Origin of the sequence: Pseudoalteromonas ardens (assembly GCF_030125445.1) — a bacterium.
GTDB lineage: Bacteria > Pseudomonadota > Gammaproteobacteria > Enterobacterales > Alteromonadaceae > Pseudoalteromonas > Pseudoalteromonas ardens.
This window is the reverse complement of the sequence record NZ_JASJUV010000001.1, coordinates 1,092,827-1,117,044: the sequence shown is the minus strand read 5'-3', so window position 1 is coordinate 1,117,044 and position 24,218 is coordinate 1,092,827. Positions and strand designations below refer to the sequence as shown.

General features: G+C 46.7%; 23 protein-coding genes. 10 read left to right on the top strand and 13 right to left on the bottom strand.

The features are described from left to right. Positions 1-270: 270 nt before the first annotated feature. A complete protein-coding gene (locus tag QNM19_RS04170) occupies positions 271-2,280 on the bottom strand; it encodes an alpha-amylase (RefSeq protein ID WP_417711709.1) in 2,010 nt (669 codons plus the stop codon). Between the two features lie 360 nt (positions 2,281-2,640). On the opposite strand from QNM19_RS04170, the gene QNM19_RS04165 reads away from it, so the two are divergent. The 6 genes from QNM19_RS04165 to QNM19_RS04140 all read left to right on the top strand — a co-directional run bounded on the left by QNM19_RS04165 (position 2,641) and on the right by QNM19_RS04140 (position 7,340). Next, a complete protein-coding gene (locus QNM19_RS04165; RefSeq protein WP_284026369.1) occupies positions 2,641-3,072 on the top strand; it encodes a helix-turn-helix domain-containing protein in 432 nt (143 codons plus the stop codon). A 172-nt stretch (positions 3,073-3,244) separates the two neighbouring features. Then, the gene (locus tag QNM19_RS04160; RefSeq protein WP_049862945.1) at positions 3,245-4,354 is read left to right on the top strand and encodes a DUF418 domain-containing protein; all 1,110 of its coding nucleotides are present in this window, start codon (positions 3,245-3,247) and stop codon (positions 4,352-4,354) included. Positions 4,355-4,733: 379 nt separating this feature from the next. After that, entirely contained in the window at positions 4,734-5,186 is a 453-nt protein-coding gene (gene bufA2, locus QNM19_RS04155; protein WP_010380202.1) for a BufA2 family periplasmic bufferin-type metallophore, read from the top strand. 81 nt (positions 5,187-5,267) lie between these two features. Then, positions 5,268-6,104, top strand: coding sequence for an MNIO family bufferin maturase (gene bufB / locus QNM19_RS04150; RefSeq protein WP_049862944.1), 837 nt, complete (start codon positions 5,268-5,270; stop codon positions 6,102-6,104). Then, a complete protein-coding gene (locus QNM19_RS04145; RefSeq protein WP_049862943.1) occupies positions 6,097-6,906 on the top strand; it encodes an HvfC/BufC family peptide modification chaperone in 810 nt (269 codons plus the stop codon). The genes bufB and QNM19_RS04145 overlap by 8 nt, the downstream gene beginning before the upstream one ends. 8 nt (positions 6,907-6,914) lie before the next feature. Then, a complete protein-coding gene (locus QNM19_RS04140; protein ID WP_049862942.1) occupies positions 6,915-7,340 on the top strand; it encodes a hypothetical protein in 426 nt (141 codons plus the stop codon). Here the strand turns inward: QNM19_RS04140 and QNM19_RS04135 are convergent. The 5 genes from QNM19_RS04135 to QNM19_RS04115 all read right to left on the bottom strand — a co-directional run bounded on the left by QNM19_RS04135 (position 7,324) and on the right by QNM19_RS04115 (position 13,298). Beyond that, positions 7,324-8,643 (bottom strand): sensor histidine kinase, encoded by a 1,320-nt coding sequence (locus QNM19_RS04135; protein WP_049862941.1) that lies wholly within the window; start codon positions 8,641-8,643, stop codon positions 7,324-7,326. The two genes, QNM19_RS04140 and QNM19_RS04135, sit on opposite strands and share 17 nt — an antisense overlap. Continuing rightward, positions 8,633-9,331 carry a response regulator gene (locus QNM19_RS04130; protein WP_049862940.1) on the bottom strand — a complete coding sequence of 233 codons (699 nt, stop codon included), beginning with the start codon at positions 9,329-9,331 and terminating at the stop codon, positions 8,633-8,635. Before QNM19_RS04130 ends, QNM19_RS04135 begins: the two co-directional genes overlap by 11 nt. Beyond that, entirely contained in the window at positions 9,332-9,685 is a 354-nt protein-coding gene (locus tag QNM19_RS04125) for a hypothetical protein (protein ID WP_049862939.1), read from the bottom strand. Beyond that, the gene (locus QNM19_RS04120; RefSeq protein ID WP_284026368.1) at positions 9,675-12,323 is read right to left on the bottom strand and encodes a reprolysin-like metallopeptidase; all 2,649 of its coding nucleotides are present in this window, start codon (positions 12,321-12,323) and stop codon (positions 9,675-9,677) included. The genes QNM19_RS04125 and QNM19_RS04120 overlap by 11 nt, the downstream gene beginning before the upstream one ends. A gap of 201 nt (positions 12,324-12,524) precedes the next feature. Next, a complete protein-coding gene (locus tag QNM19_RS04115) occupies positions 12,525-13,298 on the bottom strand; it encodes a hypothetical protein (RefSeq protein ID WP_284026367.1) in 774 nt (257 codons plus the stop codon). Positions 13,299-13,456: 158 nt separating this feature from the next. Between QNM19_RS04115 and QNM19_RS04110 the strand changes: the two genes are divergently transcribed. The 3 genes from QNM19_RS04110 (at position 13,457) to QNM19_RS04100 (ending at position 15,661) form a co-directional block, all read left to right on the top strand. Continuing rightward, positions 13,457-14,581, top strand: coding sequence for a sensor histidine kinase (locus QNM19_RS04110; RefSeq protein ID WP_284026366.1), 1,125 nt, complete (start codon positions 13,457-13,459; stop codon positions 14,579-14,581). Next, positions 14,574-15,209, top strand: a complete 636-nt coding sequence (locus QNM19_RS04105; protein ID WP_049866455.1) for a response regulator — start codon at positions 14,574-14,576, stop codon at positions 15,207-15,209. The genes QNM19_RS04110 and QNM19_RS04105 overlap by 8 nt, the downstream gene beginning before the upstream one ends. A 155-nt stretch (positions 15,210-15,364) precedes the next feature. Next, complete coding sequence (locus QNM19_RS04100) at positions 15,365-15,661, top strand: hypothetical protein (RefSeq protein ID WP_049866456.1); 297 nt, start codon at positions 15,365-15,367, stop codon at positions 15,659-15,661. A gap of 44 nt (positions 15,662-15,705) precedes the next feature. On the opposite strand, the gene QNM19_RS04095 is transcribed toward QNM19_RS04100, so the two are convergent. Continuing rightward, the gene (locus QNM19_RS04095) at positions 15,706-17,187 is read right to left on the bottom strand and encodes a hypothetical protein (protein ID WP_284026365.1); all 1,482 of its coding nucleotides are present in this window, start codon (positions 17,185-17,187) and stop codon (positions 15,706-15,708) included. A gap of 133 nt (positions 17,188-17,320) precedes the next feature. Then, entirely contained in the window at positions 17,321-18,124 is an 804-nt protein-coding gene (locus QNM19_RS04090; RefSeq protein ID WP_284026364.1) for a substrate-binding periplasmic protein, read from the bottom strand. Positions 18,125-18,248: 124 nt separating this feature from the next. Between QNM19_RS04090 and QNM19_RS04085 the strand changes: the two genes are divergently transcribed. Beyond that, complete coding sequence (locus tag QNM19_RS04085) at positions 18,249-19,130, top strand: tetratricopeptide repeat protein (RefSeq protein ID WP_284026363.1); 882 nt, start codon at positions 18,249-18,251, stop codon at positions 19,128-19,130. Positions 19,131-19,197: 67 nt separating this feature from the next. Here QNM19_RS04085 and QNM19_RS04080 read toward each other — a convergent pair whose 3' ends face one another. From QNM19_RS04080 to QNM19_RS04060, 5 genes are all read right to left on the bottom strand, one after another. Next, positions 19,198-19,656, bottom strand: a complete 459-nt coding sequence (locus QNM19_RS04080; protein ID WP_284026362.1) for a nuclear transport factor 2 family protein — start codon at positions 19,654-19,656, stop codon at positions 19,198-19,200. A gap of 129 nt (positions 19,657-19,785) precedes the next feature. Then, positions 19,786-20,526, bottom strand: a complete 741-nt coding sequence (locus QNM19_RS04075; RefSeq protein ID WP_049865264.1) for a ferredoxin--NADP reductase — start codon at positions 20,524-20,526, stop codon at positions 19,786-19,788. 91 nt (positions 20,527-20,617) lie between these two features. Continuing rightward, on the bottom strand, positions 20,618-21,607 hold the full coding sequence (locus QNM19_RS04070; RefSeq protein WP_156202354.1) for a tetratricopeptide repeat protein: 990 nt from the start codon (positions 21,605-21,607) through the stop codon (positions 20,618-20,620). Between the two features lie 377 nt (positions 21,608-21,984). Next, positions 21,985-22,686 carry a purine-nucleoside phosphorylase gene (gene deoD / locus QNM19_RS04065; protein WP_010380169.1) on the bottom strand — a complete coding sequence of 234 codons (702 nt, stop codon included), beginning with the start codon at positions 22,684-22,686 and terminating at the stop codon, positions 21,985-21,987. Between the two features lie 17 nt (positions 22,687-22,703). Continuing rightward, positions 22,704-23,918, bottom strand: a complete 1,215-nt coding sequence (locus QNM19_RS04060) for a phosphopentomutase (RefSeq protein ID WP_049865266.1) — start codon at positions 23,916-23,918, stop codon at positions 22,704-22,706. Between the last annotated feature and the right edge of the window lie 300 nt (positions 23,919-24,218).

The window sequence follows — 24,218 nt, the reverse complement described above, 5'->3', positions numbered from 1 at the left end:
ACCTGATGGTGGTTCCACAATAGAGACAGCTGTCAATTGACATTCCATTCAGCTCAGCTGGTGTAACCAATCCATAGTCAAAGTTATGTAAAATGAAATGAAAGAGGATGACAAGCCTGATACCTGCATGAGTCTGGCTTTATCTGCTGATAACTCTCAGAGCTGTGCCCTACCAGCTCGCAATTTAAAAACCAGAACGAGTAAATGGCGACGGTCACCAGGGAGTATGACCGCCGCCAGGTGTAGCTTACCGGTGTGCCGGTTTAAAGGTTAGAACGCGCTGTAACTCGCTGTTGATTGGTTGAATTCAAACACCGAGATCTGGCCACAGCGCGCAAAATGGTTGTTGCTGCTGTAAGGCGTGTTAGCCTGATTAATATCACCTTCCCAGCCCTGGCCGTTTTTAACAAAGGCTTTAATTTCAAACCAGCCATTGTGGGTCTGGTTGCAATCCATATCAACATCCAGCATCCAGTAGTGCGCGCCCCACTGATTCAGCGGTGTTTCACCGTAACCATGGCTTTCGACCGTCGCTTTGGCTCCCCATTCAGCAGGCCACAAGTTAGTTGTCCAGTCCAGTGCGCTGCCTTGAGCACCTGCACTTTGGCCTGATTCAGCACCATGCCAGTCCAGGTAGTTGTCACCCTGTTTCCAGCCTTGTGTGGTCGGGTTTTTCAGGTTGTTGTGACGAACGGGCATTGCACATTGCAGCGGATCCTGGTCACAGTTGCGGCCCAGGGAGGCTGCGAAGGTATGATCCAGCCCACCACGAACAAACAGATCCTGACCTGCGGCCGTTTCAGCTTTGATAAACACGACTGTTCTTTGCCAGTCGCCTACCGGCTCATCCGGCACGTTGCCCACTTTACTGTTATGATGGATCGCCACTGCACTCATGGGGCTGACACTGATACTCGCCAAACCATTTTGCGATACCGTAATTTGATTGCCCAGACATCCATTGCCTGAGGCATTTTTTCCGCCACTTAGTACATCACAGTACACACCTTCAGTAAGACCAGTTTGTAGTGTTTGATTGAGCGACCCACCTTCACGGTTAATCGCGACAAAGCCTTCACTGCCACGTGAAAACGCAATCTGATTATTGCCATTGTCCCACCAGTTATTTACCGTCCAGTGACCAGTGGTATTGTTTCTGAAGTCCATGGCACCTGCAATCATGCTGCGGCGATGCTCACACTGCCACTCATTGGCAAAGCAGTTTAAGGTGTTGCCCTGATGCACAACACTGCCCGGCGGTCCGGCATCGCCGTCATGGTTAAAGTCGTAACTCGACATCACTTTAGGATAGCCGTATGGATAGGCCAGCATAAAGACATTGGCCAAATCATACAGTGCACCATCTTCATAGGTCACCACATTGCCAGCTCCACCATGACCTCGCTGGTTGTCGTGATTGTCAACAAACACCACCGCAAGATAGCTGGGCATCATGTCCCAGGCTTCACCAAAACTGCTCAGCCAGGCCAGTTTACCGGACTTGAAGGTGTCACCCAGCTTGGTGCTGTACTTAAACTCAGTAACCAACCCATTTGCAAAATATTCATCAGCGCGTACTGCCTGCCCGCCCTGATCAATCACCTCCTGAAATACCAAAGGTTCGCCATTCACTTTACCCATGATGGCGGCAATATCGGACGACGCCATGTGTTTACTGGCATCCAGTCTGAATCCAGCCACCCCAATGCCAACCAGGTCATTCAAATAACCAGCTAGTGTATTCTGGACATATGAAGCTGACGTGTTGAGATCAGCCAGGCCAACTAGCTCACAGTTTTGTACCCGCCAGGCATTGTTGCCATAATCGGCGTCGTTTATTGCACATGTTTCGTGAAAGTCTTGTGGGCTGTAGATTGGATAGTGCTTGTCGCCGAATGTACTGCCTGCTACGCCCGTACCACTGCCGTGCGCCATATGGTTAATCACAGCGTCTACATAAATATCAACGCCTGCGGCCTTACATCGTGTCACCATATCAATAAACTGTGCACGGTTACCGCTGCGACTTTCTAGCTGGTAACTAACGGGCTGATAGCGTGTCCACCAGGGCGCGCCGGTGATGTGTTCACTGGGTGGCGAAACCTGTACGGCGGCATAACCTTTTGGGCCCAGAAAGGTTTCACATTCGGTCGCAATATCCTGCCAGGACCATTCGAATAAATGAACAAAGGTTGTGGGGGTGGCCAGTACCTGAGCAGACATGCCCAACCCCGCGGCGATGAGTGCTGTGTTCAGCACTTTGAGTGACTGTTTAATCATTGTATGTTCTCTGTTGTTGTCATAACGGTAATGTTTACATCACGGTAACAATATAGAGAGATCCGATTAAACGTCTATTGAATACGTATGCAATAAAACGCGGCCGCACTTACCATGCCAAAACGGGTCAAAAAGCGCTCAAACAATCCTTGTGATTCATCACTACAGTTTTAAAAATGTACTGAAAAATCGGCCTTCAACACACTTGAAAAGACGCCATTTTATACCTTGAAGAAATATAAAATGTTACCTAACCAGTTGAAAATTATACTTTGTCACAAAAAAGTCGGTGTAACCCCCTTGCTTGTACTGAGGCTTCTGGATAACACTTTTCGACATCACTTTGCAGCGAGCAACGCTATGATCCTAAAACAACTCAGATTAAGCAAGCACCTGACTCAGGCCCAACTGGCTACAATCTCCGGATTAAATATCCGTACAATTCAAAGAATAGAGCAGGGGCACACTCCAAGCCTGGAGTCTCTAAAATGCCTTGCCGCTGCACTGGACACTGACATCAACACGTTACAACAGGAGTCATTCATGACCAATAAACATGCGTCACCAGGGCCGCTGTGGCTGCGGATTTGGTTCTTTCTCGGAACATTTCAAAGTCAGCCAGGCAGGGCATTACTCATCAGGCTTGAGCGTATCCTACACGGTTTTGGTTTGCTTTTTTGCTTATTGGGACTCATAAGCGAAGCAGCCCTTGTTGGCGGTTTGCTGTTGCTCATCAATGGGTATTTCATTAGTTATTGCAAATATATGGGGGACAAGTTCGCTATCTGGTGAAAATGCGACCTTTGTGCCGCTAACCGCACTGTGAACCGGCGGCTTCACAGCCATGTGAAACACATATCATTAATCTGTACCCGTCACTGTTACAACTTTATACATTTATTTACGGAATATTCCGCCCGCTCAACTTAACTTAAACACACTAGATATCCAGAAAGGAACAATGATGAGCGCGCGGATCCATGGTATTGACCTTGCCAGAGCTTTGGCAATTTTTGGTATGGTGGTCGTAAACTTTAAACTCGTTATGGGTGCGACAACCGGCAGCCCACTGCTGTTGTCATTGAGCGGGTTATTAGAAGGACGCGCCGCAGCGCTGTTTGTGGTTCTGGCGGGCGCCGGGTTGACGTTAACCGCTCGCAAGATGCAAAATCATGGCCTGCTGCATCAAAAACAACTTCAAAATAAAATAGTTATGCGTGGTATTCTGCTACTTTGCCTGGGGTTACTTTATTTACCCGTCTGGCCGGCAGATATTCTGCACTTTTACGGCTGTTACTTTATTCTGGCCTCCTGGCTATTATTCGCCTCTCACCGTACTCTCCTCACACTCTGTGCGGTGGTTGTATCCACTTTTCCTGCGCTGTTGCTGATCATTGATTATTCCAAAGGCTGGCACTGGGAAACACTCACCTATCTGGATTTATGGACGCTCGATGGCCTGGTTAGGCGTATCTTTTACAACGGTTTTCACCCTGTTTTTCCCTGGTTTGCATTTCTACTGTTTGGTATGTGGCTGGGCCGCCAACCTTTGCACAATATCGCAACACAAAGAAAACTCTTTGTTAGAGCGCTTGTTACATTAATCGCGGTAGAGGCCGCGTTTTACCTGTTGCGCTCGTTTGCTGTCGAGTCCGGAATGCAAGATCAAGATATCAGATTTTTGCTCAGCACCGGACCTATCCCACCTCTGCCTCAGTACCTGGTGTGTGCCACTGCAACTGCAGTGCTTATTTTAATAAGCTGCATCAAACTTTCCCAGCGCTTTGCGCATACAGCCATACTTAAAACCCTGGAGAACACCGGAAAGTTATCGCTTACTTTTTACATAACCCATATCATTATTGGCATGGGCATTTTAGAATCGCTCAACATGCTAGGTGATCAGTCTATTGAGCTGGCACTGCTGAGTAGCCTGATTTTTTGCCTGTCAGCCTGGTGTTTTGCCATACTATGGAGTCGAAAGTTCACTCAGGGACCGATGGAATGGCTATTCAGATACCTTATTAATCGGGCTGAAGCCTATTCAGGCCATTTTATTCATGCCCGAAAATAACACGGTCGATAATTTTTCAGAACGCTAAAAAACATCATTCGACTTTATCTCAGCCTCTTACTGAAAAATAGTAACCATCTGATAAATATACTTTGTTTTAAAAATCAGATGAACTCCTCCTATCTCTATCCGGGCTAAAACGCTGGCGACCAGGTACTTGTATTTTCTTTGCTCGGACAAAAAATTTTCGACTACACTGAAATGAATTTCACCTGGCACAGGTCTTGTCGTTACAGCAGCATGTTCAGGTAGCTAAACACTACCGATAAGTACGGGCATGAACATGCTGCTGAACTACCTGTTGAATAAAAGAGAGTTGTTATTTTGGGTCAGGTAACCGCCACGCTCAGTTTGGCACACACTCAATGAGGAAGATAATATGAAAGCACTAACGGGGGCCGCGATGGCGGTCATGGTTGCAGGCCTGGTGGGCTGTAACGCAACAGACAACACGTCATCTAATACAGCAAATACCAGTGGTGCGAGTACCGATCTGGTTCACTGCTATGATGTTAACATTTGTGGTGGTCACAATGATTGTAAAACAGCAAGCAATGCCTGTTCAGGACAAGCCAGCTGTAAAGGGACAGGCTTTGTTGCAATGCCAACTAAAGCATGTGCGGATGTGGGCGGTAAAGTAAAAGATGAGTGGGTCGGTTCAGTAGCCAAATCTGACCTTGTAAAGTGCAATGACGTCAACATTTGTGGTGGTCACAATGACTGTAAAACCGCCAATAACGCCTGTGGTGGCCATGCGTCCTGTAAAGGTACCGGGTTTGTAAAAATGCCAGCTAAAGCATGCCAGGACATAGGTGGCAAAGTCGACAGCTAACAAACTAGCCTTGTGTCAGCAGGCAGACACCGAACATGCCTGCCTGCTGATCCTAACCTCTTGCTTTAAACGGAAGACACATTGAACGCTATACCGCCCTATCTGGGATTTGGCCTGGGACTCAGAACCTGCTATTTCGAAGACATTATCCAAACTCAACCGGACGTTGACTGGTTCGAGATCATCTCTGAAAACTATTTCGTCGATGGCGGAAAGCCCTGGCATTATCTCGATCAGATAAAAGAGCGCTATCCGATTGCCATGCATGGTGTGTCTATGTCGATTGGCAGCACATCAGCAATAAATTTTGAATACCTTGGGCAACTTAAACGCACCATTCAACGCGTTAACCCTGTATGGATTTCTGACCACTTGTGTTTTTCGTCCCTTGGGGAGTTTAACAGCCATGATTTACTGCCACTGCCATATACCGAAGAAGCCCTGACACATTTGTGCGAACGTCTACACATTATTCAGGATTATCTGGAACGTCCCGTCATCCTTGAAAATGTCTCCAGCTACCTCACCTATCATCAATCTCAGATGACGGAGTGGGACTTTTTATCGGCACTGCACCAGCAGTCGGGTTGCCAGTTTTTACTCGATATCAATAACGTCTATGTCAGTGCCAGAAATCATGGCTTCGACGCCATGGATTACCTCAACGCGATCCCCCAGCAAGCGGTTGCACAGATACATTTGGCTGGGCACAGCGACTTCGGCAGTCATATTGTCGACACACATGATCAACCTGTGTGCGACGCCGTTTGGCAATTGTTTCAGCGTTATACGCAATCAAGGCCGGCAGTCAATACCATGATCGAACGAGACGATAACTTTCCTCCTTTCGAAACTTTGATGGCAGAATTACGCCAGGCCAGAGAGCTTGCTCCGCTCAGTTGGAGGTCCAATGGCTAAGTTAGCCCAACTTCAGCAAGCATTTGTTGCCATGCTCAATGGCTCGGAATCAGATTTACTCAATCAGATTGCACCCCAACCTGGCTTAAATGTTCAGGACAGAGCTGCAATCTATCAAAATGCCTATCGTATTCGGCTGACCAAAGTACTGGAACAGGATCACGAAATGCTCGGCCTTTACTTAGGCGACGACTTATTTGATAACATGGTGAACGGATTTCTTGCTCAATATCCATCAACGGATCCATCTTTGCGACACTTTGGTGACAGGCTTCCCGAGTTTCTCTCGGATCATCCCCCTTTTTCTGACCATGGGATACTGAGCGAAATGGCCCGGTTTGAGCGCCTCTTGTTGCAAGCTTTTGATGCACCGGATGCACCTCGACTGACCATTCAGGCACTGCAGCAGATCCCTGCTAATTTATGGCCCAATGTCGTTTTTACGCTGCATCCAAGTGTGCGATTACTAGCGTGTCAGTTTTCCGCTGTTGAGAGCTGGCAGGCACTAAAACAAACGGACACCCCACCACAGCCTGAACTTGCAAACGAACACTATTGGCTAATTATTCGCGAGCCCGATTTACGCACCGCTTTTCACCCGCTCTCTCACAGTGATTATATATGCCTGACTACCCTGAAAGAGGGCCTGCCCTTTAGCTTTGTCTGTGAAGCCGCAGCCAACTTGCATCAGGATACAGAAGCTGGCACACACGCCGTTATGCAACTGCTGCAAAAAGCGCTCAACGCAAATTGGCTTAGCCGGTATCAGCTGCCAGATCCTATCCAGGACCTATCAAAATAAGGCGCCTTATGAAGCTCAGTGAAAAAGTCCGCCTGTATCAGCTTAGCCTGATCGCCAGTATGTTGTTTGCGTTTGTGGGTTTTGCTTACAATGCCTGGCGATTGGAGGTCTCTGAGCAAAACAATAATATACGCACCGCTTGTTTCGAAATGCTCAGAGAACTGGCACAGCTTGAACAACTTATCTACATCGCCCATTATGATCAGGACAAAACCCTGGGCAGCCCGAGAAAAGGCTGGGTAAGTGTGGGTTTAATCAATGATTTCAGCTACCTGACCAACAGTGAACTACAACAAAGTGCCACCACACTCAGGGCAACCTGGTCAGATAACTGGCAAAATATTTATGCCAGTACCCAGGCTGTTGATTTGGTGGTTAAGGACATTGACACTGTCCGCGCTGACATCAAACAATTGCTTAATGAACTGGAATAGCAGCACTGTCCGTACTCACGCGCTTTGGCAGTCTGATCTCAAAACACGCTCCGCCCAGATCTGTGCTTTCTTCACTCACACTCACCGTACCATGATGCTTACTGACGATTGACTGGACAATCGCCAATCCCAGTCCACAGCCGCCAGAATCCCGCGAACGGCTGGGATCAAGCCGTGTAAATGGTTCAAAAATACGCGCCTGTTTTCCCGGCGGAATACCGATTCCATCGTCGATAACACGAACCACCAGCTCACCGGGTAGCTCCCTGAGCTCAACGCGTACTCTTTCCCTGGCAAAACGGCCGGCATTTCGCAATAAGTTGGTGAACAGTCGTTTTACCAGTGCTTCATCGCCTTGCCAATGTATCTCTTGCGCATCCAGTTCAAAGTCAACCTGAGGATAAAAAGGGGCAACCTTATCCAAGGTCTCCTGCAATACAGAGCCCATTTGCAACACAACCTGTTTTGGTTTGACTGAGTTGTCTTTTACTCTGGCGTAGTACAGCAACTCACTGACAAGGCCTTCCAGATCCTGCAAAGATTGATTCAGGCTGGTATGGAGCGCCGCTCGCTCCTCCTCTTCTGCATCTTCCAACATGTCCAATGCAAACTGCATCCTGGCCATCGGACTACGAAACTCATGCGCCACCCCATGTAACAGATCTCTTTGCAACGTGATTCTCGCCTCTCCTTCATTCAGTTGCGCGTCGACTAACTGCGAAAGCTGTTGCAAACTGCTATTCAAATCCTGAGGCTGACTCAGCGCAACGGGCATTTGAGCGAGTCGTTCGGCCAGCACGTTACGCTCTTTCACATTCAGATACCAGAAAACGAGCAGCAAAAGTAGGTTGAGAAAGGCCGACATCAACCAGTCAAACCAGTCTACCAAGTAGTAATAGACATCCTGGTCAACCAAAGGGCCAATTTCGAGTACCTCATGGTCGTTGAGCACAAAATACAGTGTGGCATTTAGGTAATCAACCAGCGCTTGCTGTTCATTAAGCTCAGCAAATTCGCTTAGCTGAGACTGAGAGTAAAAGTCGGCATTGCGCCGCACCACCAGTGCCTGGGTATCGTACCGTGCTTCCAGACGTACCTGCAGTTCAGATAATGATATTTGTGAAGGGCGGGCCAGCTCAGTTTGAACTCTGGCTCCGACCTCATCTAAAAACTGATTTTGCGTTTCGATATACCGGGTTTCAATCTCAACAAGTAAGGTATGTCGTACTGTCAGCGCCACCAGACTATTGAGCACAATCGCCAGAGCGATAAATGCGCTCAGCCGCAAAGCATTAACTTGCAATCAGATATCCTTTATTTCTTATTGTTTTAATAATTTTAGGCTCTTTTGGGTCATCCCCCAGTTTCTTGCGCAGCCTGGAGATGCGCAGATCAATTGAGCGATCCATACCGTCAAATTCAAGTTTAAATATTGTGCGGTACAATTCGTCCCGCGACAATATTCGGCCCGCAGAATTAGCCAGCAACCACAATAGCTCGAACTCAGCACTAGACAGCAAGACTTCTTTATCACCACATGTTGCCTTACGTTTTGCCAAGTCAACACAGATTTCACCGTCATTAATTGTGCGCACTGTCTGACTGGTTTGTGTCACAAGCATGTTGTGGCGCCTTAATTGTGCCCGAATATGGGCCAATAAGACACGAGGTTTAACGGGCTTACACAAATAGTCATCGGCACCCACTTCCAACCCGGTTACTTCATCTATGTCGTCTACCAATGCCGTCAGCATAATAATAGGCCCGTTAAAACGGCCCCGGATCTGACGGCAAATACTCAGGCCATCCTGACCAGGTAACATTAGATCAAGCACCAGTAGATCTGGTGCAAATTCATCAACGCGCGCAACGGCGCCATTTCCCTGCTCATAACAAGCGACATGATATCCATTTTTTTGCAGAAATTGAGACATCAGCTGAGTGAGCTCTCGATCATCATCTATCAATAATATTTTTTGTTGTGTCGTCATTTACAACCTGTTTAAACACGCATCATATATTTTAAGGTTATACGCTTTCGCATACTGATAAGCTTGTGTCCGTGCAGCTTTATCTGCTTCACTACGTAAAGTATCGCCGGTGCCCGGCATCACTTTAACACCACAGCGGGCTTCGAGCGCTTTAAATTCAAATTGTTCAAAGCCAGGCACCACAGGCCGCCGGCCCGTGGTGTAATACAACCTGAAGTCTTGCTTATCCATCGCCTCAGAGAGTGCTTGCTGCAGCTTTCCATCTGGCGCCATTTCTTGCTTATTCATCCCCTGGCACCCCACTGCCAATCCTGCACTGAGCAAAACGCTCAGTGCAGTTAGTTTACCCTTCATATTTTTTTACTCCTAACCGAATGAAAACCCCAGCCACCAACAACCAAAGCATCATAAACAACGTGCCTCCTGAACCACCATCATCCAGAGATTGAGTAGGAGGTTGCGGATCCGGCTGTGGATCGGGTTGAGGGTCTGGCTCTGGTTCTGGTTCTGGCTCAACAGGTGCGGCCTCAACAGTTACCGCAACGCTACCAGATGCAGTGCCTCCATTACCGTCACTTATGGTATAACCTATGGTGTCATCGCCAGAAAAGCCAGTGCCTGCAGTATAGAGCAAACCATTTGACGCAATCGTGACTGTACCGGTTCCCTGATAATCCACAGCAGAGATACTCAGCGCATCACCATCAACATCCGTGTCATTGCTCAATACAGTCAATAATACTTGCTCTGCCTGAAACTCCACATTAGCACTGTCGTTTTGCGCGACAGGTGCATCATTGACCGCAGTAACCGTCACCTCCACGTTAAATCGTTCACTGTTTTGATTGTCCTTTGTTGCGAATGCCGCAACATTCAGCGTGCCATTATAGTTCTCATTCGGGATCACTGTCAGATCTGTATAGGTATAGTTATCACCCGGCAGCAGGGTGATTAAATCAACAGCCAGCCCGAGCTCAAAGTTGAGATCTTCTTTTTTAATCTGTACACGGTCATCTTCCGCAACAGAAATCGGATTTTGAGATTCAAACACAGGTACTATCGGATCAGGCGGGCCATCAGAATTGATTGTAAAGTTCCCGGAATTAATGGCAAAAAAGATATTGTCGGTACAAGCAACTCGGATCCGGGCAGAATTGGTACTAATTGCAGAAGTGATTAGCACCTCCTGCTCTCCATCGTTATCGACCCCATTTGCCAGCGATGTACCAAAAGTCACACCTGCATCGGTAGAAAGGCTAATGGTTACTCTGGAGCATGAAACTGGCGCATTCTGAGTATTTGCAGTGTCCCAGGTCACGGTGTGTGTATCAGATAGCCACTGAGTGCTGCTATCAGGCTGGGTTACTGTGAATCCGCTTGACGAACCAACCACGTTGACCTGCATCGTATCGCTGGCAACATGCCCCTGACCATCTCGCACGGCCAGACGGAAGTTCAGCGTACGGCTTGTTGTTGGGTACGCTTCCCCATATGCCACGCTATTTGCAAGAATGTCGATTAATTTAGGAAAGGTTCTGACCGGCTGCATGATTGGGTTAAATACCCGAAACAAAGGCCCTGACCCAGAATCAATGGCATCCTGGCTTGCACTATTTGTAGCCGACCCAAGGTCGAACTGCTGCCAGCTGTAACTAAGCGTATCAGAATCTGCATCGGTTGCGCTGCCAGTTAACGTGAAAGGTGTGCGGGCGGGTATGGTAAAGTCGCTACCGGCATCAACCACTGGACTTTGATTGGTCAGATTAGTACGGGCACCGCAGGTGCTGCCAATCCCCTGACGGGTTACCGCAACCATTTGCTCAATGGAGTGTAAGTGAAAGAAGGGGTCTGAATTTTGCTGTAAATCTTGTTCTCCGCAAATGCCTGTGTATCCCATGATTGTCGAACCGCTACCCGGCTCATAAGCAGATAACCCAGAGCGGTTCCCCTGACAGGCGCCCACCAAACCATTAAAAGTATGTTCCGCACCGAGCTGGTGACCTATTTCGTGGGCAACATAATCGATATAAAATGCATCTGTCTCAGGCTGGGGACTGCCGGTCAGGCCAGCCGCTTTTTGGCTCGAACAAACTACCCCCAGCCCTGCAACGCCGCCTCCGGTAGTCACCACCAAATGTCCAATATCATAGTCAGTATCGCTCATGACGTTTTCTATCGCCTGAGAAATGGTGTCTCCGTCTATGTCTTCATCAGTATTTGAGAATGGATCTGTGTCCGCATCCACAAAAATTATTTGATCATTGTTAGCAACAAGCTGAAATGTTACTCCAAGATCCCGCGCATAGACCTGGTTAACTCGATTGACCATAGTCACAATCGCAGCCAAGGCAAGTGGACGTGTACCACCATGATAAGCGGTGTACTCCCCCGTAGCAGCTACCGCAAGGCGGTATACTATTTGTTCACTAATCTGGCTGGTTTGCATCAGCCCTTCAGGGCGATTTGCAGTGGGGTCAGAAATACCGGGAAAACGAATTGGCGGATGGCGTTTGATGTCTTGTGCATGGTTATGATGAACCGCTGGATTAAAAAAATAACTGCGATAGTTGTTTAACGCAGGCTGAGGGTCAATATAAATAGTTTGTCCCTGGTGTTCAAACATCCCAAAAAACCCTTTCGGCGACAAGTCAAAGGTGCCCTGATTATCAGGCTCTCCCACTTCCACCCCTTTAAAAGTTCTAATTTCCGGATATTTATTTGCCAGCTCAGGCGCCATCACCTGGCTCGGTGTCAGACGAAACGTCACAAACTGACCATTTGGTAGCGGCAAAACCATATTCACCGTGTTTGCCACCAGGAGTGTTGCTCTAACGGATGCTAAATCCAGCTCGAGGTATTGTTCAGTATTACCAGGCTTAAAATACTTGTCTTGCTCAAGCACAGTCCAGTGAGTCTGGCCGATTAAGTGGACCGCCAATGCACTTTGGCAAGTTAGAAATAGCATCAGGCATATCAGTGAGAGTTTATTCATAGTTAGCCCCGTCGGATTGTTGTCATTGCGGTCATAATTCAACCATACAACTACAAGCATAGACGGTCAGTAACCATTTGTAGGCGCTTTGTATCAGGATTGATAAATGTACCCAAACCAATTACTTAATTTTGCAGGTACAGGTACAATTATCTTAACTGGAGCAAACGCTGTATTTCGGCACAACTCGCAAATAAAGGCTCAGGAAGCCGCAGCTTGACGGGCCAAATTATCCTTTACAACAACCTGATAGCGTTGCTGATATTTGCGTTTGGCAACGATAAGCCCAAGAGTCCCTAATGCCGAAGGTGCCAGCCACGCCAGCAACATTGCCTGCTCTCCCAATACCTCGACAAGTAAGTAACGGCCACCAACGGCGCTAAATGCTGTGTAAACACCAATACCCGAGCCAATCATTGCGCTGAGGTGTTCAATAATCCATTGCCGCGGCTTTACTGTGTGAGCAAAGGTATAACGCATCATTTTTATTGCCACAATCATACTGATAATACTGAACGCCAGATATAAAACCTGACCACTTTGAGCGCCCAGGTAAGCAACGTATAACGCGCTGGCGCACAAAGCAAAATAGTTGAAAAGCATATCTGGACGTTTTACTGTCAGGCGTGATGCCTTATCCTTAAGCACGCGCATGCCATGCATAACCGACGCCAGAACCAAAAAAGACAACATGAGTAAAAAGCTGGCTCGCTCACGCGCTGAATTTAAAAAGTCAGCCTGATTGGATGCCTGAAGATAGGCTTCCGGATAAACAGAGATAGGGTCAGTCAGCACCAGTGCACAGCATAAAATGCCTGTTAAAGAGACAGTCTGCATACTGTAAGCATACGCTTTCCCTGACAGATTGTGCATTTTTCCGCCTTTTTTGGCCAAAATTGGTGCCCAGAATAAGAGTAATGCACAGCTACCCACGATGATGTGAATAACCAAAGAAAATTGATGAAGGTATTGCATAATTGTTATCTCCCTAGTTGATGTCCGTTCAGCTTAGGGAAAAGTAATCCGACCTTCATGTCACTATTGTCACTAAAAACCAATGACATTCGTCATGCTTCTTTTCTCGCTCTGATCTGATATAAGTACATATTATAAATAACAATTATGATTTTACTGTGCAGCCTTACTTTCAATATCAACCTTCTATGCTTGCAACCGCACTCGTGACCTGGGGCGCGGTAGCTGCACCAAGCCTGTTTGCTCTATCACAGGCTCCATTCTGGGCCTGGTTGCCACATCTGGCCTTACTGCCCTTAATTTTGCTGGTCACCAATGAGTCTCAGCACAGTTATGGTTATACAGTCAGATACCGGCTACTGGCTATAATGGCTTTTCTTATCCACAGCACCGGTTTTTTACTGCCTTCATCGGTATACCTTATTTACAGCGTAATGCTCATCGCTATTTTGACATTCTATTTATCACCTGTGCAGTCATACTGCTACATGCTGTTCGCCAGCATGACTTACTTGCTTGTCCAAAAGTTTTACTGGCAGCACCCATGGCCCTGGGTAGAGGCCATGTTATTTGCCTCATTTCATTTATTTTCTTATGTGGTAAGTCATCGCATGCAGCAAGAGCGAACAGCCAAAGAACAGGCTCAGCTGGCCAACAGCCAATTGCTGGCCACTCAGTCGCTACTTGGACAATCTGTTTCAAGACAGGAGCGATTATTACTGGCAAGGGAGCTACATGACGATGTGGGCCACCAGTTAACCAGTTTGATCGTTAACCTTGACGTTGCCAGAAGAACCGCACAGGAACCACTTAAGTCTCAGCTACAGCAAAGCTATACACTTGCCCGCGAAACACTGGAAAAGATCCGCACACTTGTCAGTGATAAGCGCACCGAGCAGTCGCTTGACCTCGAAGCGGTGCTCACTGAACTGATCCATCACGTGCCACGAGTCCATATTACTTTGCAGTTTAACGCTCACCCCGTTTTACAAAGCTTAAGCCATGCCCATTGTATTCTGCGAGTTTGCCAGGAATGTATCACCAATACCCTGAAACACAGTAACGCCACACAGGTCAATATTGAGTTTGGGCCATCAATCAATGCTGAGTTTCAGATGAAAATTTACGATAATGGTACCGCAGCGCCACTCAGCGAACCAGGTAATGGGCTTCGAGGCCTCCAAGAACGTGTTGCTGAACTTGGGGGGCAATTTGATTGGCACAACTCACCAAAAGGCTTTATCGTGCAAGTTCAGTTTAAGGAAACACACCATCATGAGTAAAATTAAGGTCCACCTGGTCGATGATCAAGCTTTAGTCAGGCAGGGCATGCAGGCCCTGCTCGCGCTCTGTGAAAACATTGAATGTAATAGTAGTTCAGCAAATGGGCTGGAATTTATAGATCAGTACACAGCAGGCCTCATTGATACTGACGTCATTTTGCTAGACATGCGTATGCCTGAGCTCGATGGGGTTGGCGTATTGGAGCGGCTCAATGCCATGGGAGACGCGCCCAAAGTATTGATCCTGACGACCTTTGACGATACCACAAAGCTACAACAAGCCCTGCAACTGGGTGCCAATGGCTGCATGCTTAAGGACGTCGAGTTAGAAGAACTGGAAGCAGCGATTCAGGCAGTATATGAGGGGAAACTGGTTATTCAACGTGCTTTAAGCAACGTATTTAAACAGGCAGAATCGATACTGGATGAGCTCACAGACAGGGAAAAACAAATTCTTGTACTCATAGCGCGTGGACTATCAAACAAAGAAATTGCAGGCCAGCTTTATAAAGCGGAAGGCACTATTCGCAATCACGTTTCCAATCTACTTAGCAAGCTTCAGGTCAGAGATCGCACCCAGGCGACATTAAAAGCTGTTGAATTGGGCCTGGTGAGCCAAAGCAGCTAAATCCAGAAATGAGCAAAATGTGAGATATAACCTACCCAATTGGTAAGAGAAATAGGTTAAATCTGTAATTTACACATTTCAGGAACAATTCACTTGCAAGTTTAGATCCCAAACTCTAAAGTACAGTCTGGTTTTATTATTGCATTGGACGCACTATGACTTACTTAATCAGATGGATCGCTGGCATTGCCTTGCTTACACTGGCACTGCTAACACTGTTTAAAGGACAATGGTTAAATTCTGGCTTATTTGCCACTTTGGGTATACTGACTTTCCCACGTCGTACTCTTACACAGTTGGATGACACCGCAGGTTATGGTCAACAACTGTACCAAAAACACCTGGTGGCTAACTCTAATGAACGTTCTACAGCCATGCCTTATCTGGTGGTGTGTATTTCGGTGATACTGGTCGTCGTGTTATATCAGCTTCTGTCTGGTTCAGCTGCATAAAGCCAGCGAATTGGCTGACCTTATGCAATAAGCGCTATGAAGCCCTACTCAAGCAGGTCGGTGCCGTTATGAAACTCCAAAATCATAGTGTCACCGGCTGCGCACGAGCTACCCTCAGCGTAACGGCATACATTTAAGCTATCCCTTGTCGACTGCTGGATCTCCAGCACTTGCGTCTCCAGTTCACCTTCAAGGTGCAGCTTACCGTCAACCACTGTAAACTTGCCCTGAATATTATTCGGTGCGTCTTTCGCGTAAACATACTCCCAGGCCCCTGTTACTGAAGGCATCATCATAAAATAATATCGCGCAGACTCACTCTGTGATTTAAAAGTCAGCGTTGTCTGGCCAAGCCATGAGTAATCAAAGGCCGATACGCTTTGATATGGCTTGAGATCGAACTTAACAATTGCCTTGCCCATAAAAAAATGCGGGCCGGCATCGACCAGCTCCGAGTCTGTTTGTATTGACACGTATAGGGCCTCTTCATCCTGCGCCAACAGTTTTAACGTAAAAGTACAAGACACATAACACGTATCATCCGGACAGACAGGGACCGTACCCAGCTGAGGGTGAATAATTTTCTGGCGCTCTATTTCACCAGCCTGATTAAATGACCAAACTGCGCTCCCGAAAGCCACATTGGGAATATAAACGTGATCCTCAAAGTAGTCATAGCGAGCTTCGCCACGCAACCAGGTACCCACCGTATTCTCATAACTGAAATGCGTTTTCTGATCTTTAATCATTAACCCCGTGCGCAACAGCGGCGCTTTACCTGTATGGCTTGTGGCTTTGATCACAACACCTAATCCAACCCCTGCCAGTGATTCTGTGATTCTCAATACAAGTTTATTTTTGATACCATTTTGCCAATATTTCAGCACCAGGCGATTACCTTTAATACGCCATTTAAAGCGGCTCACCGTGTTATCATGATGCGTTATTTGACCATGCCCATTAGCAAAGAAGTTCGCTTCGACGGCGCCAAATGCGGGTATATCAAATTCTTCATACAAGATGTAATCAACCCCCGGGATCACCCAGGTTCCCTCAGTAAGATCAACTTGCCAGTCTTGCATTGACTTGGCTGGCACCAGAATTCCGGCAAAGTGCTGTGCCTGCGTTTCAACCACTTCCATTGTGTCCGTTCGCACTACCCGCATGTGTTGTGCAAAGGAAACACCTTCCTGCGACGGAAAAACATGCACCTGGTATATTTCTGAGCGATACTCTACACCCTGATCTTGATATGCCCAGATCAGTTCCGGTGAGGCCAGATTAACTTGTAATCCATCATCAACTTTGCTCCAGCTTATCTGGCTTTCAGTTTGCCGTGCGTATTTTCCCGTGCCATTTTTGGCCAGGACAAGTTCATAGGTGGGACCAGTCGAACTTTTATCGTAAAGGAAAAACTTGCCTTTTTTAATATCATGCAATTCAGACAAGCTGGTTGCGACGCTGGAAAAACTCAAACCAGACAAGATACTTAGTATGATGGGTATTAAGATTCTATATACGTTCACTTCTAACTCCTTGATGTTATTATTTTATATGTGAGCAGCACGCACAGTGCAGCCAATTCACTGTGACAGAGTTGAAATACTTGTTCAAGTTTCAGACAGAAGCTTTTGGTGAGCCGTGTGAGATTTGACTCAGTTATGGGCCAATATAGCGGCGATTGTGTTCAGCCAGAGCACGGCGGACCTTATCAATGATTTGACTATCCGTATCAGGATGAAATGCCAGACAAGCTCTCTCACCGGAACGATCTCGCACCTCCAGTGCAGACGTCACCACCTCATATGGCTCTTCAATCAAACGTAGGGCCTCGTAGATGGTAAATTCCGTGGTCATAAGAAAATCGACCCGACCTGCCAGTAGTTTTTTTACCAGCGAGTCTGGATTGGCTGACACATCTAAATTCACGCCTCCTTTAAAGCCCTTACTGAGCAAATACTCGTGAACCACGCTCCCTCTAACCAACGCTGTGATATAACGTTTAGCGTCCTCCAATGAGCCAATTTGTATGTCTTCTCGGGTAGATAAACGAAAGAGATGCTCTTTAACTGGCCTTAACAAAGGACAGGCCCACTCAAACCGGGCCTCACGGTCTGGCGTACGAAAAATAGAGTAAATCATAGTGTTAGGTTGAGTTTGGGCAATTTTCATGGCTCTGGTCCAGGGGAATACCAAGATTTCATAGCTGATCCCGGCAGCATCAAGTACTTCCCTCACCTTTTGAGTGGCACGTCCATCAACCAGCCCCTGCTCGTTGATAAAGTTGTAAGGCACCCACTCCTCCGTGACAACCTGGAGTTGGATAGTCGCTTCTGACTCGGGCACTATGACGGGGCGCGGCTGTGGATGTGGATGTGGGTGTGCAACTACCAGGCGGCAGGCAAACATAGCAACAGCCACTACGGAGTAACATAATAACTTAAAGATAGTGCCATACCTCATGCAATCTACTTAACCTCACCCCTCATTGTATTGACCAAATAGCCTCTAACCGTGCCGGATGGTTTTGCAATTTCTAAGCCTCTCATGCACCATGCTAGACTAAACTCTCAAACAGATCACTGCTATGCTAAAAAATATCCTTATTTTCGTCACTTTGCTCTATTGCAGCGCACTCGCGGCAAGTAACGCTCAGCCTGCTCTCATCTTAACCGAGCAACAGCAGCAACAAGTATTGCAACAGCTGAAAGAGCCAATGTATCGCCCATTAATGGAGCGCTATATTTTAGACGAATTAAAATCCTTACGGCAGGATCAACAAAAGCTGCGTGAGGATGTCACTTTACAGCTCACCCACAAACAGCTTGATGCCGCAGACCGCGCACTGACCTATACCACGGATACCATCAACAATGTGCTGTTCATCATCACAGCTACAGCCTCACTGCTTGTGTTGGTTGGCTGGAATTCATTGCGGGATATCAAAAATAAAGTTGAGGAAACGGTTAATGATAGAGTCGGTAATATCACTGAAGAATATGAACAAAGGCTAAGAACGCTGGAAGAAAAGCTCAAAGAGCGCTCAGAAGAAATTCTCAACAACCAACGAAAAATCACAATCACCAACGAAATTCACTCGTTATGGATGCGAGCAAATCTCGAAAGTGACATGCATGGCAAAATCGAGATGTACGACGAAATCCTGAAACGTCACCCCGATGATGTTGAAGCGCTGGTTTACAAAGCCGATGCCCTGCTCGAACTAGAACAAACAGGGCCTGCAATTAATCTGTGCAATCAGGCGCTTGAAATTGACAGTGACTATGGCTATGCCTATTGGCAGCGCGCCTGTGCTTATGCCCTGTTGGATCAATATGCTGATGCGATTGCCGATATTAAAATGGCACTGGCCTACTCGCCAAACCTAAAGAATGAGCTCAATAACGAGCCCTCATTTCAAGTTTTGGAGACAAACCCGAGCTTTAAGGAATTGGTTGAGCACTGGTAGCAGCGCTTATCTGTGCTGAGGCTATGTACCTGAAAAACATTGTGCATAGCCTTGACGATTTTCACACTTAACGAAAAAACACGACCTTTTTAATTTTACCGTTTTCAATTTGATAGCTAGTCACAAATTCCGAGCGTTTATCCACAACACCCGCTTCTTTACTGCAAATCTCCGAAGTTTCATGATCAATCACGATGGAGCCATGCGTAATACGCTTAATTGAGGTGGCTTTAAGGCAGTGCATTTTCTTAAACATCAGCCCATAACGCTCAATCAGTTTTTCTTTTCCAGTAAACATCAAGGTTTGCGGATACATATAAAATTCAACATCTTCGGCATATAACTCTATAAACTTGCGTATGTTTTGCGCGTTATACGCCAAAATAAGCTTGTCGACTACGGCTTCTGCCGCCAGTTCCTGCTCTGTCTTTGCTAACTGATAATCGCTGGCCTGTTCATCAAGCGCAGGGTTTGCTGACCCAATAACCGAATAAACCAATCCAATCAGTACAAATAGGTATTTCATAAATTACCTTTTCATGGGACTAATTGGCGTGCACGATAGCAAATTCAGTTACCAGAATACAGAATCAGGCCACTCCACCGGGAAGTTTTGCTTTGCTAAGTGTCAATATTCGAATACATTGCCTTACGCTCACCAATATTGCTCTACCGTAATATGGCCAGGTTGTGCCCGCCGATTCCGGGTGAACCCCATCGTCTGTAATAAGGCGGTCGTATCTTTCACCATTTGCGGGTTACCACACAGCATAAACTGGCTGTCTTCAGGCAGCTGCTCAAAACCACAATGACGGCATAGCTCTTCGCTCTCGAGCAGGTTTGTCACTCTTCCAGAAAGAGTGTGCGCCGTCTCCTCCCGGCTAACTAATGGCACATATTTGAACTGCTTAAATATTTTCTCTGTATCCAGTAGCATGTCCTGATAGCACAAATCTTGTGCATGGCGCACGCCGTTAACCAGCACAACCCGATCAAAGCGCTTCCACAACTTACCATCACTCAGCATAGACAAAAACGGGCCTATCGCCGTGCCTGTGCTCAGCATCCACAGTACACTCGCATCCGGTACTTCATCCAATGTGAAAAACCCACTAGGCTTACCTGCCACTAAAATATCATCGCCTATGTCCAGGGCCGCCAATGGCGCAGATAATTGCCCATCAGGCACTTCAATCAAAAAGAACTCAAGTAAAGGGTCCTGAGGCGCGTTTACAAAAGAGTATGCACGCGAAACTTTTTTGTCTTCTACGGGTAATGCCAGTTTAGTAAACTGGCCAGCAGTGAAAGGGTCGATATCAGCCGCTACTTTGATACTAAACAAGCTGGGTGTCCACCACAGCTTTTCAACCACTTTGCCATTCACCCAGTTCGCCATACTTGCTCCCGATAGTTTTCTTATACCTGCACCTTAAATCTGGCATAAAGTGAGGTAAAAACAAATTTTTATATAAATCAGGCTCGCAACACTACATCCCTTTACACCAACGTCTGGCCAGTGCACTCGAAAGCAGAGGTTGCTTAGTGTTAATTCGAGCAGGTCTTACCACAGCCTGATTTAGACTAAAACGCGCCGACAACAGCATAACAAACTCGATATAGTCCGCCGCAATTGTCTCTATATCCTGCAGTTGCTGTCGCTGTAACTGATTCAGATTATTAGCAGAACTATATGACCGGAAGGTGTCGAGCCATTGAATAAACCTCCCCCCATGATCAGTCAGCATGTCAATGTCCAGAGTGCTCAAGGTGCGCAGCTGATCATATGCTTGCGTATCATTTTTGGCGAGCGCAACGACCAACATATTTGCCACCACAGCCTGTGCATTGCGCTTATCTCCCACAAGCAAATAATGTTCACGCGCTTGCTGATACGCGCGATGCGCTTCATCATAGCGTTTGAGCTGCAAAGCTGTATTGCCTTTAGCGACATGCAATCCGGCCAGGATAATGCTCGGTAAGTACTTTTCCTCAATCCCCTGAAGTAGACGAAACCCAATCGCTGGCTGGTCGGCATTGCGATGTACTATCGCAATATTGATTTTAATAAGCGCTCTTTCATCGTGGCTGTTGGCATATGTTAACGCACAACGATAGTGCGTCAGTGCATCTTCAGGTTGCCCGACCTTTCGATATGCAACGCCTAAGTTATTTATAACATTGAGCTCTTTGCCCGCAACGTGAGGAGATAATCGTCCCGACTGAAGTATTTGAGCGACCTCTGCAACGAGTTTCCAGTCCTGTACCCTGGTTGCAGCCATCAATAAGTAACGATATGCCAGTGCCGCATCGGCGCAGGTTGCACGCTGAAAACTACCCTGATTGCTTAAATACGTTTGTACAGCTTGTTGAGGCTGATTAAATGCCTGTGATTTCAGTAACTCTATCGGCACATTACAGGATGCCGTTGTTGACAAAGCCATTCCCCAGGACAGCAACATACTCGGAAAAGTCATCATCTCTGACCTTAATATAAAACCGCATAATCAGAGTATATAGCTAACTGGTGAGATTAAACGCCAACCTGAGTGCATTTATTTCAGTTCAGTGAATACTGAGAAGAAATAAAATAACAAAACGTCTGCAAGGAATACGCTGGGACAAACTATTATCGAAACTGACTTTTTAATTAGGTGAAGGCATATATCACCAGTGCGCGTCCCGTGCGTATAACAAAAAGGAATAACAGCAAGGTAGTGGGCAATAAATTTCAGGTAAAAAAAAGCCGCACTGGGTGCGGCTTTTTGGGTGTGATTCGCGTTGTTTTAGGCGTGTCTCCAAAACTCTGCGATTACGTTACCAAGGAACAGGGAGATCCTGGGCAGGACCAAATTCTTTAAATTGACTCAAGGGCAATTTTAACCATTTCATTGAACGTGCTTTGACGTTCTTCTGGTGGTGTTGCTTCGCCAGTGATTACATGATCGCTCACCGTAAATAGCGCCATTGCTTTGGCACCATACTCTGCAGCAACACCGTACAGGCCGGCTGTTTCCATATCAACAGCCAGTACACCCAGCTTATCTAGCTCAGGGTAAAAGCTGCTGTCAGCCTGATAGAAAGTGTCTGTGGTGTATACATTACCAACTTTCGCTTCAATACCAAGGCGACGTGCAGCGTTCACACCATTCTCAAGCAGACCAAAGTCGGCAATGGCCGCAAAATCAAAACCACGTACGCGAGCACGATTGACATTTGAGTCTGTACTTGCGCCTTGTGCAAAAATCACGTCGCGGATTTTGGTATCCTGGTTGATACCACCACAGGTACCAATGCGAATTAAGTTCTTAACACCAAAGCTGACGATCAGCTCACGAGCATAAATAGACATGGAGGGAATACCCATACCTGAGCCCATAATACTGACAGGCTTACCGTTGTAAGTACCGGTAAAGCCGAACATGTTGCGTACGTCCGTTACCTGACGTGCGTCTTGCAAAAAGTTTTCAGCAATGTACTTGGCACGCAGTGGGTCCCCTGGCATTAGCACCGTTTCAGCAAAATCACCTGGGTTAGCATTAATATGCGGAGTACTCATAACATGTTTCCTTTAATTCAAGCCTTAGCGAGTTGGGCTGCAAAGCCGTCACCATAATCACAAGCAGATAAGTTAAACCACTGAGCCAGCGTCTGACCCATATCTGCAAAGCTGTTTCTTTCACCTAACGGAGTATTGTTCATTCCATTGCGATACGCCAATACTGGCACGTATTCGCGGGTGTGGTCTGTGCCCGGAGCGGTCGGATCACAGCCGTGGTCCGCTGTAATTAACAGCAGATCATCGTCTTTTAATTGGTTAATGATGTTCGGTAAATAAGCATCAAACTGCGCCAGCGCCTCAGCATAACCCACCGCATTGCGGCGATGACCGAATTTTTCATCGAAATCCACCAGGTTAGTGAAAATCAAACTATGCTCCGGTGCGCTTTGCATGACTTCACTGGTTTTTTCCAGCAAATTCATCAGGCCAGGCGCTTTATGCTTTTGCGTAATACCTTGATGCGCATAGATATCAGCGATTTTACCGATACTGATCACTTCACCACCGTCGTTCGCCAGCTTGTCTAATACTGTCGGCGAGGGTGGTAACACTGAATAATCACGGCGATTACCAGTACGAATAAAGTCGGCACTCGAAGTGCCTATAAATGGCCGCGCAATCACTCGTCCTATATTCATTTCATCAAGCAGTGCCCGTGCGATTTCACATACTTGATAAAGCTTGTCAAGGCCAAATGATTGCTCATGTGCGGCTATTTGAAACACACTGTCAACTGAGGTGTAGCAAATTGGCATGCCAGTTTTGACGTGCTCTTCACCCAGTTGCTCTAAAATGGTTGTACCTGAGGCATAGCAGTTACCCAAAATACCGGGAATGTCCGCACGCTTACACAACTCATCGATAAATTCTTGTGGGAAACAAGGCTGTGTATTGGGGAAGTAACCCCATTCAAACAACACAGGTACGCCTGCCATTTCCCAGTGCCCAGACGGCGTATCTTTACCGCTGGATAATTCTTTTGCATAACCCCATGCAGCTTGCGGTTCAATACGCTGTGCAACTTCACAGGCTTCTTTACCTGCGGCTTCACATGCTGCAATAAGTCCAAGCTTACTTAAATTAGGTAAAGATAAAGCTTCACCTTTTTCTTGCTTATATGCTGCTAATAGATGAGCCAGGGTATTAGCACCAGCATCTCCAAACTTCTCGGCATCGGGTGCTGCCCCAATCCCTAAGCTGTCTGCCATTAATATGATTGCTCTTGCCATAATTTACCTCTCATCTATTTATTCTGACGCACAACGATTTTGTTTTTAGGTCGTGATTACTCGTCAGAGGGTGTTACTTTATTTGTAGCCCAAATTAACGTACAGGACATAAGTCCGCTGTCATAAAAGCATAACAAAAATCCATTTGTCCCCATATTAATTAAATTTCAACACTAATTGGACCAGCGGACATAAGTCCTGTTTTGTTATAACCAAAACAATTAAATTTGCTCCTTAAGCGAGGCAAAAGAGATTAATCGTGTCTTTTTTGCTATTGTGATCTTCCAACATTAGCAACTG